The organism is Citrobacter amalonaticus (assembly GCF_001559075.2).
Classification (GTDB): Bacteria; Pseudomonadota; Gammaproteobacteria; order Enterobacterales; family Enterobacteriaceae; genus Citrobacter_A; species Citrobacter_A amalonaticus_F.
Genome location: NZ_CP014015.2, coordinates 4,801,211 through 4,816,834 on the forward strand (window position 1 = coordinate 4,801,211; position 15,624 = coordinate 4,816,834).

A 15,624-nucleotide genomic window follows, 5' to 3' on the forward strand; every position below is an offset into this window, starting at 1 on the left:
TAAATTTAGCGTAAAAAAAGGCCCCTGTTGAATGGGCAGGGGCCTGGTACGAGCAAGCATCATATTGGGCGACATGATGCAACGGTAAAAATCATTTGGCCTGATGGCGAACAATGATTCCTTTCATTTCAGCAACCGACTTGCCGTCTACCGCATAGCGGGAATATTCATCCGCTTGCTTATCTGTCGACATCGACAGACCCTGATTGCGATAACGCATGGGTGAAACCAGCAAGGTTCCGGCAGAGCTGTGTACTTCCCGTACCCCGGCATCCAGGAAACGCGACAGATTTTCTGCGCGAACCCCCGCTCCGGCCATAATGATTGGAGCACCGGGGTGAGTAATAAGTTCAATAATATTTGCTAAACCTTGCACTGCGTCGGATTTTTGCCCCGACGTCAGCACTCTGGCGACACCCAGTTCCGCAAGATTATTTAGCGCATTTAACGGATTAGCGCACATATCGAACGCGCGATGAAAGGTCACAGCCAGTGGACCCGCCGCGTCCATAATCTGCCGCATGCGTGGCATGTCGACATGACCGTCAGGATCAAGAATGCCTGTCACCAGTCCGGGAAAACCCAGTTCACGCACGGTCCGTACATCGTCGAGCATCGCCGCGAACTCACCGTCGGTGTAACAAAAATCGCCACCGCGCGGCCGGATGATCGGATGTACCGGAATCGTCACCGCCTGACGAACCGAGCGCAGTACGCCCAGTGATGGCGTTAAGCCTCCTTCTTTTGGCGCGGCGCACAGTTCAATGCGGTCCGCGCCGTTTTGCTGCGCCGTAAGCGCGCACTCCATGCTGTAACAACAGATTTCCAGCAATGTCATATTCACTCCTGTTGCTGTTCGCTGGCGACGATCGCCTCAATCGACCACGGGTGGAATTTGACGGTGACCTTCCCGTCAGTGACCGCCAGCGTCGGGTTCGGCAGACGTTCGTGTTCCCCTTTCGGGGAACTGGTTTTCACAAAAATGCCCGGCTGGCTCAGTCCATCATCCGAAAGCAACGCCAGCGCGCGGGCATTCAGGGTTTCAGGAGAGCCCGGCAGGACAATCTCAATGTGTTCCCACCCTTCATGAGGATACCGCTTTTCCCCGGGCCACGGCAGTTCCACTATGCTAAAGCACCAGTGCGAGACGCACACCGGCTCATGCAGTTTGAACAGACAAATCGGTCTGCCGTTGATGGTATTTTCCGACAGCAGCTCACTACATTGTTCAAATCCGCGACGCCAGCGTTCGGCAGTCGCGTTCTGATGACAGCGCAAAGAAATGTGATCGGCTTCAAGCGGTGCAACATCCAGACCGAGGCGAGTGGAAAGTTCTGTGAACGCCTGAGTGAATCGCGGTAAATCTGCGGAAATATCATGCAGTTCGTCAATGGTCTGCCAGTTCGCCATAATAAGAGCTCTTATCGGTGTTCAAAGCCGCTAATTTACTCCGTTGACCTCTCGCAACCAACCGTAGATTGCAGGATTTGCGGTATGCATGCTTATGCACTCCTTTAACGCTTATTTTCTGTACGCGCTTGCGGCTGCGCGGTGCTGACGCAGGGGGGCATTTGCAGTATACTCCCGCCCTTAATTCTTAAACTGGTGCGGTCAACATCAACCCGCTTCATCAACGTAAGGTATTCCGGTGAATATTCAGGCTCTTCTCTCAGAAAAAGTCAGTCAGGCCATGATTGCTGCAGGTGCGCCTGCAGATTGCGAACCGCAGGTTCGTCAGTCAGCAAAAGTACAGTTCGGCGACTATCAGGCCAATGGCATGATGGCAGTTGCTAAAAAACTGGGTATGGCTCCACGACAACTGGCTGAGCAGGTGCTGACTCATCTGGATCTGAACGGTATCGCCAGCAAAGTTGAAATCGCGGGCCCTGGCTTTATCAATATTTTCCTCGACCCGGCATTCCTGGCGGAACACGTGGAACAGGCGCTGACCTCCGATCGTCTCGGCGTGGCAAAACCGGCGAAGCAGACGGTGGTTATCGATTACTCCGCGCCAAACGTGGCGAAAGAGATGCACGTCGGCCACCTGCGCTCCACCATTATCGGTGATGCCGCCGTGCGTACCCTTGAGTTCCTCGGCCACCACGTTATTCGCGCCAACCACGTCGGCGACTGGGGCACCCAGTTCGGCATGCTGATCGCGTATCTGGAAAAACAGCAGCAGGAAAACGCCGGTGAAATGGCGCTGGCGGACCTCGAAGGTTTCTATCGTGAAGCCAAAAAACATTACGACGAAGATGAAGCCTTCGCCGAACGCGCACGTAGCTATGTGGTAAAACTGCAGGGTGGTGACGAATACTTCCTGCAAATGTGGCGCAAACTGGTCGACATCACCATGTCCCAGAACCAAATCACCTATGACCGTCTGAATGTAACCCTGACCCGCGATGATGTGATGGGCGAAAGCCTGTACAACCCGATGCTGCCTGGGATCGTGGCCGATCTGAAAGCCAAAGGTCTGGCCGTCGAAAGCGAAGGCGCCACCGTCGTATTCCTTGATGAGTATAAAAACAAGGAAGGCGAACCGATGGGGGTCATCATTCAGAAGAAAGATGGCGGTTATCTGTACACCACCACCGATATTGCCTGCGCCAAGTACCGTTATGAGACGCTGCATGCCGATCGCGTGCTCTATTACATCGACTCCCGTCAGCACCAGCACCTGATGCAGGCGTGGACCATCGTGCGTAAAGCCGGTTACGTGCCGGACTCCGTGCCGCTGGAACACCACATGTTCGGCATGATGCTGGGCAAAGACGGTAAGCCGTTCAAAACTCGCGCAGGCGGTACGGTGAAACTGGCTGACCTGCTGGACGAAGCGCTGGAACGCGCCCGTCGTCTGGTGAGTGAGAAGAACCCGGATATGCCGGCGGACGAACTGGAAAAACTGGCCAATGCCGTCGGGATTGGCGCGGTGAAATACGCCGATTTGTCCAAGAACCGCACCACCGACTACATCTTCGACTGGGACAACATGCTGGCCTTCGAAGGCAATACCGCGCCTTACATGCAGTACGCCTACACCCGTGTGCTGTCGGTATTCCGTAAGTCCGGTCTGGATGAAAATGATCTGGCGAACGCGAAGGTACAGCTCAGCGAAGATCGCGAAGCGCAACTGGCTGCCCGTCTGCTGCAGTTCGAAGAGACGCTGACCGTTGTCGCGCGTGAAGGAACGCCGCACGTAATGTGTGCCTACCTGTATGACGTCGCCGGTCTGTTCTCAGGCTTCTACGAACACTGCCCAATCCTGAGCGCAGAAAACGAAGACGTCCGTAACAGCCGCCTGAAACTGGCGCTACTGACGGCGAAAACGTTGAAACTCGGTCTGGATACCCTGGGAATCGAAACCGTAGAACGGATGTAATACGCGCTTAGCGATGAAAAAACCCGGCGAAAGCCGGGTTTTGTTTATCTGGCAATCAAAAATACTTGCGCAAATACTCCGTCAGACACAGCATCGCCATCGCCTGGCCGTAGGGCATGGAAGTCAGCGGAATCGCCCGATAGAAGTCGAGATCGTGGCCCATTCCCGTACCGAAAGAAGTTTGCAGCAATTCCCCTTGCGGTGAAATGTTCCGCACAATGCCACGAATCGCTTTTTCCGCCACGTCGGCATATTCCGCACTGACATAACGCTTGCGTACCGCTTTTAAAATTCCGTAGGCGAACCCTGCGGTGGCGGAGGCTTCCAGGTAGGAGTGCGGATCGTCAAGCAGCGTGTGCCACAGTCCGCTCTCATCCTGGCAGTTCGCCAGCGCAGCAATCTGCGCATTCAGTACCTGCACCAGGTAGCGGCGCACGGCGTTGTTTTCCGGCAAATCCACCAGTTCGAGGAAGTCCGGGATCACAATGGTCAGCCAGCTATTGCCGCGTGCCCAGCGGGCGTTGGCAAAGTTATGATGCCCATCGTAATTCCAGCCGTGGAACCACAGGCCGGTCTCCCGATCCATCAGATTCTGTACGTGCAGCAAAAACTGATAGGTCGCCTCTTCCACATATTCAGGGCGCTTAAGCAACTTACCGATTTTCGCCAGCGGCAGTACCGTCATCATCAGGGTGTCATCCCACATCTGCTGATGGTTCTCTTCCGCTAGCGTGATGTGCTGCATACCGCCATGATCGGTGCGCGGCATCTCATACATCGCCCATTCCGCCCACGCGTCAAGCCACGGCAGATAAGCGGGATTACGCGTCTCCTCGTAGCGATACGCCAAAGTCAGGAACGGTGCCATCGTGTTGACGTTTTTGGTGGTGGTCCCTTCGGCAAACCGGTCAGCAAACCAGTTGTCGATGATGTCGCGCATCGTTTCGTCGCCGGTCTGCAGGTAGTACTGATACATCCCGTACAGCCCGACGCCATGCGTCCATTCCCACCCTGCCCAGCCTTTGGTGTCTATCACACGTCCGTCGTCCAGGCGCAGCAGAAATTGACCCGTCTCGTCCTTGATGTTCACCAGATTGGTTGTCACCGTCTGAATTAACGCTTTCAGCGCTTCCCGTGAGATAAACCGTTCCGGCTGACGCAGTAACGAGCTATGTTTGACAGGCCAAACCTTCATATCTTTACCCTCTGTGGTAAGTCGAATTCAATATTGCAGCCTGCTTCAGCGAAGGAGCCGCAGGTTTATTACGATTCAGGTAACCAATGTTGTTGTTACCCCAAAGTGATTCATACGGCAGTCCGGCAAGCATCTCGACGGTGGCGCGTGCCTGCGGGGTAATACTTTCCGGCATTGCGCGACCGGATTCGCGCATTTTCACCGTCTCTTCACGCAGCGTGCTGTGGGTCTGCAAATTCAGTTTGAAGCGAAGGGAGACCAGGAAACCGCAGGCCAGCACCAGCAGCGTACCGCAGCTGAGAATCAACAGAATGGTATGGCTGACCGCTTCGGGCTGCGTGCTCTGCCCTGAAACAAAGCCCGACATTTGCATGACAATCCCAACCAGCATCACCGCCCCTGCCTGTGACGCTTTACGCGTCAGGGTCATGATCCCGGCGAAGATCCCTTCGCGGCGCTGACCGGTGATGACTTCATCCACATCCGCAATGTAGGTGTAGGTGTTCCACGGAACGTAGTTGATACCGCCGCGACCCAGCCCCGCCACCGCAGAAACCAGCAGCAACAGAGAGTAAACGTCGCTCAATCCGGCGTAGTAAAGCACCGCGTAAGAGAGCGAGCTCAGACCGAACAACACCACGACCATCCGATAGGACGGCGCGGGCCCAAAACGGATGCACAGCGGGATCATGGCGATAACCGCAATGAACTGGAAAATCGCCATCGTACCGAGCAAATTCGACGCCATTGACGCTTCCTGCATCAGGACAAACACCACATAGTAGGTGAAGACGGCGTTGAACACGTCCTGCGCGATGTAACCGCCGAGATACATCCCCAGATGTTGACGGAAAATCTTAATCCGTAGTGTGGAACTCAACTCGACGAACAGGCGGTTCATGCTCTGACTGAACGTCAGGCTCTTTTTCTCTTCTTCCGCACGCAGCGCCGCTTCCGTCCACTCTTCACGCGGGCGTTCCCAGGTAAAGAACCAGACAAAGGTCAGCATCAGCGCGCACAGCACCGAAAACACCAGGCTGGCATAAAAAAACGAGATCGGGTTGTGTTTGCCGAAGGCGGTCAACAAAATGCCGGGCAGGAAAGAGGCCAGAATGGCGGACATTTGCGCCATACCGATACGCGCGCCGGAAAACTTGGTTTTCTGTTTGAAATCATCGGTCATCTCCGGCACCAGCGTCTCGTAAGGCACCAGAATCATGGTATAGACGATATCAAACAGCAGATAGGTCAGCAGGTAATACCAGAAACCCATATCCCCTACCCACATCAATGAGTAGCTGAATACGCATGGGATCCCCAGCAAGATAAAGAACTTACGCCGACCGAAGCGCTTACCGAGCCAAGTGGAACCGAAGTTATCGGTCAAAAAGCCCATCAGCGGACTGACGACAGCATCAAGCACCCTTGCAGCCGCAAAGATGAAGGTCGCTTCGATAGGAGAAAGCCCGCAGAAAGTCGTATAGAAATAGAGCAGCCAGGCCGCCGTAAGCGCCGTGGTGCCTGCACCCAGAAAATCGCCTGAGCCATAGGCGAAATAATTCACCAATCCAATTTTACGTGTTTTCATTGCCGTTAACCCTGCAAATGGTTGGGGGACTCCCGGCCGGTTGGCTGCGCCAAAGGAGTACTTACACGGCTACAGTAAAAGCTTACAAAGTGGGATACCTTTTCGTTTTTGCCACCTGCGGGAGTGAAATGGCAAAAACGCAAAGAGACCGGCAACACGTGTCACCGATTTATAAAACAGCGTTTCTTTTCAATCAAAAGGCAAGGTCAAAAATGCGAGTCAGGCAGCAGTTTGCCGTGCTGCCTGATGAGGAGAATAACCGTTAACGATAGTTCACAATCACCTGATTGCTCTGAACTTTTAATGCAGGAATTAAACGACCGCCGCCGGGGACTTCCCAGATGAAGCGCAGCGGTTCAACGGCGGGCACGTTGTTAAATGCCTGCGTGGTGCCGCTCTGCCCTTCTATCTCTACACAGCGGGATTGTGAGCATAAGCGCACGCGTAAACCGGCAGGCGTCGGGCCATTCAACTCATATCGCCAGGCGACCAGCGTCATCAGGCCAGAGACGGGCTGGCTGGATGAAAGCGGTGACGACGAGGCCGACACACCGCGATGATTCAGGGTTATGCCGATACTACTGGCCTGCCACGCCCCTTCCCCGGCAGCCTGTACCGCCAGCGGGAAGAGTAACAGCCAAAGCAGTTTGCGCATTATTTACCTCCAATGGTTGCCGTCATGCGGATGTTACGGTTATCGGACAGTTCCATATTCGACAGCACCACCAGTTGCGGCAGGCTGCGGCGCAGGAAGCGCGACAGCAATGGCCGCAACGCATGGTTAACCAGCAGCACCGGCGGCGCACCCAGCATCTCCTGGCGGGACAGCGCCTCCTGAGTTTGCGCCAGCAGCCGATCGGCAAGTCCCGGCTCCAGTCCACCTCCGCCCTGGAGTGCCTGCAGCAGCAGACGTTCGAGCGCGGTGTCGAGGCCAATCACGCTGACTTCATGATTACCCGGGAACCACTGCTGGGTGATAGCGCGCCCCAGCGCCACGCGGACCACCGCCGTGAGCTCATGCGGATCGCTCTGCAACGGCGCATGTTCCGCCAGCGTTTCCAGAATGGTGCGCATATCGCGAATTGGCACTTTTTCATCCAGCAGGTTCTGCAACACTTTATGCAGCGTGGTCAGGGTCACCACGCCCGGCACTAAATCTTCGGTCAGCTTCGGCATCTCCTGCGATACGCGATCCAGCAGTTGCTGCGCCTCCTGGCGACCGAACAGCTCCGCCGCATACTGACCAATCAGGTGGTTCAGATGGGTGGCAACCACGGTACTGGCCTCCACCACGGTAAAGCCCTGAATCTGCGCCTGCTCTTTTAAGGCACTTTCAATCCAGATCGCGTCCAGACCAAATGCCGGGTCAACCGTCTGCTCGCCCGGTAATGTGCCCGCCGCCGTGCCAGGGTTGATCGCCAGCCAACGCCCCGGATAGGCGTCGCCGCTGCCAATCTCCACCCCTTTCATCAGGATGCGGTAATGCGCGGGTTGCAGATCCATATTGTCGCGGATGTGCACCACCGGCGGCAGAAAGCCCATGTCCTGGGCGAACTTTTTACGGATACTGCGGATACGGCCCAGCAGTTCGCCGTCCTGCTGAAAATCGACCATCGGGATCAGACGATAGCCCACTTCCATGCCGAGAGAGTCTTCCAGTTGCACATCGTTCCAGGTGGCTTCCACCACCGAGTTGTTTTCCGGAACTTTAGTCGGTTGTGGCTCGACAGGCGCCTTCTGTTCACGTCCCCGGATCCACCAGGCCAGTCCCAGCAGCGCAGCGGTAAACATCAGGAAGACGAGGTTTGGCATGCCCGGCACCAGGCCCAGCAGCCCCAGCACGGCGGCGCTGAGCAACATCACGCTGGGGTTGCTGAACAACTGCCCGACCATCTGCTCGCCGACATCCTGATCGGTACTGACTCGGGTAACGATCACACCCGCCGCAGTTGAAATCACCAGCGCCGGGATCTGTGCCACCAGACCATCACCGATGGTCAACAGGGTATAGCTTTCCGCTGCGTGCCCCATGGTCATCCCGTGTTGCAGCACGCCCACCAGCAGACCGCCCACGACGTTAATCACCATAATCAGAATACCGGCGATGGCGTCGCCACGAACGAACTTACTCGCACCGTCCATCGAGCCGTAGAAGTCGGCTTCCTGAGTCACTTCAGAACGACGCTTTTTCGCCTCATCTTCACCGATAAGCCCGGCATTAAGGTCAGCATCAATCGCCATCTGCTTACCCGGCATCCCGTCGAGGACGAAGCGCGCGCCCACTTCAGCGATACGCCCGGCACCTTTAGTGATGACCATAAAGTTGATGATGACGAGAATAACGAACACCACGATACCGATAGCAAAGTTACCGCCAACCAGGAAGTGGCCAAACGCTTCAACAACCTTCCCCGCCGCCGCCGCGCCGGTGTGCCCTTCCATCAGAATGATACGAGTGGAAGCCACGTTCAGCGCCAGACGCAACAGCGTGGTGAACAGCAGAATGGTCGGAAACGCGGCAAACTCCAGCGTGCGCTGGGTGAACATCGCCACCAGCAGTACCATAATCGACAGCGCGATATTAAAGGTAAACAACAGGTCGAGGATGAACGCCGGCAACGGCAGGACCATCATCGACAGGATTAACAGGATGAGGATTGGCCCGGCAAGGATCTGCCACTGCGTGGATTTCATGTTGTTGGGCAGGCGCAGCATCGCAACCAGATTAGCCATCGGTAGTCTTCTCGTTCATAAAATCCAGGGCTTCAGGCACTGGAAGATTTGCAGGTTGTGGTGGACGTTCCCCACCGGCGAGTCGCCAGCGTTTAAGCTGCCACACCCAGGCCAGCACTTCCGCGACGGCGGCGTACAGTTGTCCGGGGATCTGCTGACCAATCTCAGCATGGCGATAAAGCGCACGCGCCAGCGGCGGCGCTTCGAGCGTGGGAATTTTGTTCTCGGCGCCGATCTCACGAATGCGCAGGGCCACGAGTCCGGCCCCTTTCGCTACCACTTTCGGCGCGCTCATCTTGTTCTCGTCGTATTGCAGCGCCACCGAATAGTGAGTCGGGTTGGTGACGATGACATCGGCATTGGGGACATCACTCATCATGCGTCGACTCGCCGCCTGGCGCTGCATCTGCCGGATACGCCCCTTCACATGAGGGTCGCCTTCGTTCTGTTTAAATTCGTCACGGATATCCTGGCGTGACATGCGCAATTTTTTCAGATGGCTCATGATCTGGAAAATCACGTCAAATCCGACCATCGGGATCACTCCCAGCACCACCAGCAGCGCACACAGCCCAACGAGATCCAGCGCATTGCCCATCGCCGTGCGCGGAGACTCCGCCATCAGACGCATCATCTCCGGCCAGTTATGCCACAGATACATCGCCGTCACGCTACCCACCAGCGTGGATTTCAGGATGGCTTTCAACAATTCCGCGCCGGTCTGCGCGGAAAACATGCGTTTGATGCCAGGCAGCGGATTGAGCTTGGAAAATTTGGGTTGTAGCGATTTACCGCTGAAGACCAGACCGCCTAGCAGAACCGGCGAGATCAGCGCCACCACGACGACGCCGGTGATCAGTGGCAGCAGCGCGATCATCGCTTCTTTAATCAGCAGAATGATTTGCCCGAGAATCAGGTTGGGATCATTGACCATGCTATGGTCAAAACGCAGTCCTGCCGACAGCATGCCCGATAACCGTCTGGCCAGCGACTCGCCGCCAATCCAGATAATGCAGACGCCCACCAGCAAAATTAGCAGTGACGTCAGTTCTCTGGAACGGGGGATCTGCCCCTCTTCCCGCGCTTTTTCAAGTCGGTAGGGTGTGGGGGCTTCTGTTTTGTCGTCGCTCTCGCTTTCGTCCGCCACGGCCTGCATCTGTGATGATTTACGATAGGCTCATTTTGCCTTTCCAGGCGCGAAGCAATGCGGTGAACAGAGGGGGGAACACCCTCTTTTTGCTGGCTTCACCTTAGACGCTGCCCTGTAACAGAATTCATCAAAGCTTATTTTTGGACCTTTATTTTCTTTACTTTCAGCCGCAGAGTCTGACAAAAAAAAGGAATTAACGTATTTCACCAAAAAATGATGATAAAAAGAACAAATAGCCACATAAAATGTGGCACCAGATAACGCATAATTAAATAACACAAAAAGATATCACAACAAAACCCATCTCCCGCATCAATTACATTGATAGCGGTAATTATTGGACAATTAAAATCAATCAGCATTATATTTAAATGATTTCACACTTTATTTTAATAACTATATTATTCGCGTATTAGCCCCCCTTGTTCTAAGGACAATGAAGCTAATATAAATCCGCACTGGCATTATGCAACTAAGGACGACGTACTCATGACCAGAAAAATAACGTTACTTTCAAGTTTGATATTAGCACTTTCAGTAACAACCGTATACGCGGAAGACACGATACCCTCGGCGACCATCCACTTCACCGGCAGCGTGATTGTGCCTAGCTGTGAGTTTGATAATGGCGGCGAACAAACGGTCACATTAGGTTCCTTCCCGACCACTGACTTTCCTGTTGTCGGAGCGGAGGCCACCGGCACATCATTCACAATTACTTTAAATAACTGTCCAACGCCAACATCCTCCCTGGGCAGAGTTCAAATGACCTTTACCGGCCCAACCGTTACGAGTCATCCAGAACTGTTACAGGTCAGTAAAATAACAACCGAGGATGCAGGTGATACTGCGGCCACCAACATCGGGATTGCCATTAACCTCGGCCTGGAATCCTCAACCAGTAAGCTCAAGCTCGATGGCACGGATGAGCAGATTTATATTGATTTGCCACCTGCCGCTGATACACAAATATCACAGGACTTTTTTGCCTGCTACGTTGCTTACGCCATCCCGGTAACTGCTGGCCCTGCCGATGCAGATATGGTGGTAAATCTTCTTTATCGATAATTGGAAATACTGTTTCTAATTGGATAACCATGGTTTCAAATCAGGGATCATGATCTGTCCCGCCACAGATCATGATTTGTTTTATCAGGACACTATATGCGCAAATTATTACAGCTTCTCATTGTCGTTTTCGTATTTTCTGGCGGTATCAGCGCTGCTCATGCGGGCGGAGTTCAAATAGGAAGAACTCGTGTTATTTATAATGCGAATGATAAGGAGGAAGCATTACCCATCATAAATAAAGGCGCAGACACCCCCTGGTTGGTTCAATCCTGGGTTGATACCGGTGACGGAAAGACGCGTGGGCCTTTTATTATTACCCCACCACTGTTTCGTCTCGACCCGCAAAAAGAACAAAGCCTCCGTATTATCTGGTCCGGCGTTCCGCTACCAGAAAACAGAGAATCGCTGTTCTATATCAACGTAAGGACCATTCCGGCCAGCGATAAGGCGAATAAAGATTCAAACATGTTGCGCCTGATTTACAAAACCCGATTGAAATTATTTTTCCGCCCGCAAGGATTGAAGGGTACACCCACTGAAGCCTGCCGTAATCTAACCTTCACTCGTGACGGGAAAACGTTACGCGTTAACAACAATTCAAACTACTACATCGTGTTCGATTCTTTATTTATGGCAAATACCGCCATTCCGGGGGCCGACACCGTCTCTCCAGCCAGTACTGTTGCGCTCCGCCTTCCCGCCAATACCGCAAGCCAAACCGTCACCTGGCGCTGCATCAGCGATTACGGCAATGCCAGCGAAAAATTCTCATTTTCGCTTAAGTAGGAGTAGCGAATACAGATGATTAATCAACGGTGGCTGGCTGTATCATTAAAAGCGCCCGCCTGGCTTCCCTGCCTGGGTGGAGTGCTGTTAATAGCCTCCGATTTGCTATATGCCAGAGATTTTTACTTTTCACCTACTGCGGTGGACAGTGATGTCACATCGACCATCTCCGATCTGTCGATTTTCTCAAATCCTAAAGCGCAGCTTCCCGGCCGATATCCTACGTATGTCAGGCTGAATAACCAGCGGCTGGAACAACGTGAACTGAACTACATCAATGGCGCGGATGGCGCACTTGAAGCCCAGCTATCCCCGGCCATACTGCGCAAATGGGGAATAAAAGTGGATGACTACCCGGAACTGCTGAAACTGCCGCCGGATGCCCCACTCCCACATCCTCTCGGCTGGTATATTCCGGCGGCAAGTTCGGTGTTTAATTTTTCCACCCAGACGCTCGATCTGAGCCTGCCGCAAAAATCCCTTGAACAGCACAGCGCTGGCTTTGTTGATCAATCCCGATGGGATAACGGTATTCCCGTCGTTTTCAGCGATTACACATTCAGTGGTCATGAAAATTCGGGATCGAATAATGCCGACAATAGCCAGTATATGAATCTCCGCAGCGGCGCTAATCTTGGCGGTTGGCGGGTACGCAATTACTCCACGTGGAATCATACGAGTCGCGATAACACCTGGCAAAACATCGCCAGTTGGGTACAGCATGATGTTCGCATCCTGAAAGCTCAACTGACAGGCGGGCAAAGTAGCACCAAAGGTGAAGTCTTTGACAGCCTCCAGTACAGCGGCATCAACCTGGCCTCCGATGAGGATATGCTACCCACCAGCGAACGCGGGTTTGCACCGGTCGTTCGCGGCACAGCGATGTCCAATGCCGTCGTCACCATCAGGCAAAATGGCTACATCATTTATCAGTCCAACGTCCCGCCCGGTGCATTTGAAATCAGTGACCTGTATGCCACCTCCAGCAGCGGTGATATGGAGGTCACGATCAAAGAAGCTGACGGTACCGAACATCAGTTCACCCAGCCTTGCTCAAGCGTCGCTCTGATGCAGCGACCATCACATCTCCGATTCGAAGCCACCGCCGGACGCTATCGGGCTGACAACAGCAGCGGTGATAGCGAACCGGCGTTCGCCCAGGGCTCTGCAATTTATGGTGTCAACAACACAGTGACCGTCTATGGCGGTACCACTTTTGCCCCAAATTACACGGCAGCGGTGGCTGGTGCCGGAGTCAATCTGGGGCAGTTCGGGAGTCTTTCTGCCGACGTTACCGTGGCAAAAACGTCTCCGGAGGACGGAGAGGATCATCAGGGGCAATCCTGGCGATTGCTGTACACCTCGAATATCGAAGCGACGCAGACCTACTTTACCCTTGCCAGCTATCGTTACTCCAGCAGCGGGTATTACTCGTTTGCAGATGCAAATCATCTCGATAATCATGACGATCAGGATAACTGGAGTGATGATTACAACAAGCGAAATCGGCTACAGCTCAGTATCAACCAGCCTGTAGCCGGCGGTACATTTTACGTCAGCGGTTATCAGCAGGATTACTGGGGAACCAACAAGAAAGAGCAGAATATCAACGCGGGTGCCAGCTATCAGTTCCGCTACTTTAGCTATCATATGAATCTGAGCTGGAATGACTCACAGGGCGGTAACAGTGACAGAGTCGTTTCCGCAGGGATCAGCATTCCATTGAGCAATTGGTTAGCGGATAGCTGGGTTAGCTATGACATCAGCAACAATAAAGACGGCGCAACAACGCAGAACGTTGGGTTAAATGGCACGTTGTTGGACGATCGCAGCCTGAGCTACAACATTCAACAAAGCCGCAGCAATCGCTCGCCTGCCGACAGCAGCAACTTTTCCACCAACTGGCGTTCACCTTTCAGTACGCTAAACGCAGGATATTACAGCGCATCAGGCGGGAGTCGGCAGTTAAGCTATGGCGCAAGCGGTGCTGTAGTTGCCCATCCGCATGGCGTGACGCTCTCCCAACCGCTCGGTAATCAGTTCGCCATCGTCAATGCCGATGGCGCTTCCGGGATCAAATTCCAGAATCAATACGGCATTCGTACCGACTGGTGGGGAAACGCCATTATTCCTTCACTTGCGGCCTATCAGGAAAACAGAATCGGCCTGAACACTACCTCATTGCCGGATGACGTCGACAGCAGCGATACCGCGGTGACAGTCGTCCCTTCACGCAATGCTGCCGTGGAGGCGCACTTCGCGGCGCATACCGGCTATCGCGTACTGTTGACGCTAACGCTACCCGATGGCCATCCCGTCCCCTTTGGCGCAATGGCAATGTCTACCGATAAACAAAGCAGTGGAATCGTTGACGATCGGGGCCTGCTTTACCTGTCCGGCGTCGCAGATAACGCCCAGGTGAACATTCAGTGGGGAACGTCCTCACAGCAACGTTGTGTTGCCCACATTCAGTTTCTTTCACCAACACAGAACGCCAGTCCAGGGAAAATTAAGATCTTAAACGCCCTGTGCCAGCCAGGGAGCGGTACATGATTTATAGACGCTATGTCCTGTTAATGCTCAGGGTCGTGTTAACGGCCCTTTTTGCTACGAACATTTCCTGCCATGCAACGAATATCGTGCTCAAAAATTGTTTTCAGGCGCCGGAAAATTACTACGTCAACGGAAGCGACGAGCTGAGCTCAACGGAGAATCAGCAGGGTAAGTCTATCGCCATGCTCAACTCTGTGCTCGGAAGTGGCGCCCCATTAACAGCGCAATGTGATTGCACGGCGGCGCTCACAGGCAATTCGGTCATCTCGGATATTGTTTACGTCACAACGCCGCTACGCAGTGGTTCAACCACAGGATACGGCTATCTGACCGATAAACTGGATATTGACGTTGATGCCTATACCGATACCGAGAATGCGACTGCCATCTATATCCCCATTAACACATATCCATCATCGTCACCGATAGCAAAAGCAGAACCAAATACGTCCATAGAATCAGAAAGCTCGGTTTGCAGGCCGGGAACTCAACCCGTTCCGGGAACGCCGCAGCGACAGTTTTTATGGAGCATGATGTCGGCAAGGTTTTACATCAAATCGCCGATCCTGGGCGTGGAAACGATACCCGAAACGGTGGTGATACAGACTGCAGTCTGTATCTATTCCGGAGGCGGTTGCTCGGCCAGCCTTTCGCAACCCGTGTCGAATATCTTACTTTCCGGCACCTTAAGTGCCCCGTTAGGCTGTACCATCAACGCGGGAAGCACTATTGATATCGCACTGGGTAATGTGATTAGCACAAACTTCGTTCACCAGGGGATTCCACCACAGGGCTATGCGCTTAAAAATGTCGACATTACCTTCCACTGTGATAGCGCAGCGGTGAGTAACTCGGATAAGATCAAACTCTCATTGTCAGCCGACCAGGGCGTCAGCGATGGAGAAAGCGGTCTTATCGCCAAAATGGTCGATCGTGATGACATCGGGGTGCGGATGTACGACAGTAACAGCAACAGTATTCGTCTGGATGGTAGCGCTGAGTTTCCTGTAACGCTGGACTCGCAGGGAAATGGTTCGATAAAAATGCAGGCAGCTCCAGTGGCGACCACGGATAATATCCCTGCCGGTGGTAATTTTGAAGGCAATGTGACGGTAAAAATGGACATCAAGTAGTCTGGCTTGTTAAGCAAAATGGCCCGCAAGCGG

At 53.7% G+C, this 15,624-nt stretch carries 12 protein-coding genes; 5 read left to right on the forward strand and 7 right to left on the reverse strand.

The genetic code is table 11. The features are described 5' to 3' along the window. Positions 1-91: 91 nt before the first annotated feature. The gene (cutC, locus tag AL479_RS23190) at positions 92-838 is read right to left on the reverse strand and encodes a copper homeostasis protein CutC (RefSeq protein ID WP_061077825.1); all 747 of its coding nucleotides are present in this window, start codon (positions 836-838) and stop codon (positions 92-94) included. 2 nt (positions 839-840) lie between these two features. Further along, positions 841-1,410 carry a VOC family protein gene (locus AL479_RS23195; RefSeq protein ID WP_061077826.1) on the reverse strand — a complete coding sequence of 190 codons (570 nt, stop codon included), beginning with the start codon at positions 1,408-1,410 and terminating at the stop codon, positions 841-843. A gap of 238 nt (positions 1,411-1,648) precedes the next feature. Here AL479_RS23195 and argS point away from each other — a divergent pair, with 238 nt between their 5' ends. Next, complete coding sequence (gene argS / locus AL479_RS23200) at positions 1,649-3,382, forward strand: arginine--tRNA ligase (RefSeq protein WP_061077827.1); 1,734 nt, start codon at positions 1,649-1,651, stop codon at positions 3,380-3,382. 55 nt (positions 3,383-3,437) lie between these two features. On the opposite strand, the gene AL479_RS23205 is transcribed toward argS, so the two are convergent. The 5 genes from AL479_RS23205 to flhB form a co-directional block, all read right to left on the reverse strand. Then, the gene (locus tag AL479_RS23205; RefSeq protein ID WP_061077828.1) at positions 3,438-4,577 is read right to left on the reverse strand and encodes a glycoside hydrolase family 88/105 protein; all 1,140 of its coding nucleotides are present in this window, start codon (positions 4,575-4,577) and stop codon (positions 3,438-3,440) included. Between the two features lie 4 nt (positions 4,578-4,581). After that, entirely contained in the window at positions 4,582-6,165 is a 1,584-nt protein-coding gene (locus AL479_RS23210) for an MFS transporter (RefSeq protein WP_061077829.1), read from the reverse strand. Positions 6,166-6,427: 262 nt separating this feature from the next. Further along, entirely contained in the window at positions 6,428-6,820 is a 393-nt protein-coding gene (flhE, locus tag AL479_RS23215) for a flagellar protein FlhE (RefSeq protein ID WP_061077830.1), read from the reverse strand. Beyond that, a complete protein-coding gene (gene flhA, locus AL479_RS23220) occupies positions 6,820-8,898 on the reverse strand; it encodes a flagellar biosynthesis protein FlhA (RefSeq protein WP_061077831.1) in 2,079 nt (692 codons plus the stop codon). The genes flhE and flhA overlap by 1 nt, the downstream gene beginning before the upstream one ends. After that, positions 8,891-10,045, reverse strand: a complete 1,155-nt coding sequence (gene flhB, locus AL479_RS23225; protein ID WP_061078058.1) for a flagellar biosynthesis protein FlhB — start codon at positions 10,043-10,045, stop codon at positions 8,891-8,893. The genes flhA and flhB overlap by 8 nt, the downstream gene beginning before the upstream one ends. 492 nt (positions 10,046-10,537) lie before the next feature. Between flhB and AL479_RS23230 the strand changes: the two genes are divergently transcribed. From AL479_RS23230 to AL479_RS23245, 4 genes are all read left to right on the forward strand, one after another. Beyond that, the gene (locus AL479_RS23230; protein ID WP_071887691.1) at positions 10,538-11,116 is read left to right on the forward strand and encodes a fimbrial protein; all 579 of its coding nucleotides are present in this window, start codon (positions 10,538-10,540) and stop codon (positions 11,114-11,116) included. A gap of 96 nt (positions 11,117-11,212) precedes the next feature. After that, on the forward strand, positions 11,213-11,905 hold the full coding sequence (locus AL479_RS23235) for a molecular chaperone (RefSeq protein WP_061077833.1): 693 nt from the start codon (positions 11,213-11,215) through the stop codon (positions 11,903-11,905). 15 nt (positions 11,906-11,920) lie between these two features. After that, positions 11,921-14,458 carry a fimbria/pilus outer membrane usher protein gene (locus AL479_RS23240; protein ID WP_061077834.1) on the forward strand — a complete coding sequence of 846 codons (2,538 nt, stop codon included), beginning with the start codon at positions 11,921-11,923 and terminating at the stop codon, positions 14,456-14,458. Further along, complete coding sequence (locus AL479_RS23245) at positions 14,455-15,591, forward strand: fimbrial protein (protein ID WP_061077835.1); 1,137 nt, start codon at positions 14,455-14,457, stop codon at positions 15,589-15,591. The genes AL479_RS23240 and AL479_RS23245 overlap by 4 nt, the downstream gene beginning before the upstream one ends. Positions 15,592-15,624 lie beyond the last annotated feature (33 nt).

Excerpts from the sequence above, each read along its gene's own strand:
- AL479_RS23210 (WP_061077829.1), bottom strand. The coding sequence starts at position 6,165 with ATGAAAACACGTAAAATTGGATTGGTGAATTATTTCGCCTATGGCTCA.
- flhA (WP_061077831.1), bottom strand. The coding sequence starts at position 8,898 with ATGGCTAATCTGGTTGCGATGCTGCGCCTGCCCAACAACATGAAATCC.
- AL479_RS23235 (WP_061077833.1), top strand. The coding sequence starts at position 11,213 with ATGCGCAAATTATTACAGCTTCTCATTGTCGTTTTCGTATTTTCTGGC.
- cutC (WP_061077825.1), bottom strand. The coding sequence starts at position 838 with ATGACATTGCTGGAAATCTGTTGTTACAGCATGGAGTGCGCGCTTACG.
- AL479_RS23240 (WP_061077834.1), top strand. The coding sequence starts at position 11,921 with ATGATTAATCAACGGTGGCTGGCTGTATCATTAAAAGCGCCCGCCTGG.
- AL479_RS23230 (WP_071887691.1), top strand. The coding sequence starts at position 10,538 with ATGACCAGAAAAATAACGTTACTTTCAAGTTTGATATTAGCACTTTCA.
- flhE (WP_061077830.1), bottom strand. The coding sequence starts at position 6,820 with ATGCGCAAACTGCTTTGGCTGTTACTCTTCCCGCTGGCGGTACAGGCT.
- AL479_RS23245 (WP_061077835.1), top strand. The coding sequence starts at position 14,455 with ATGATTTATAGACGCTATGTCCTGTTAATGCTCAGGGTCGTGTTAACG.
- AL479_RS23205 (WP_061077828.1), bottom strand. The coding sequence starts at position 4,577 with ATGAAGGTTTGGCCTGTCAAACATAGCTCGTTACTGCGTCAGCCGGAA.
- AL479_RS23195 (WP_061077826.1), bottom strand. The coding sequence starts at position 1,410 with ATGGCGAACTGGCAGACCATTGACGAACTGCATGATATTTCCGCAGAT.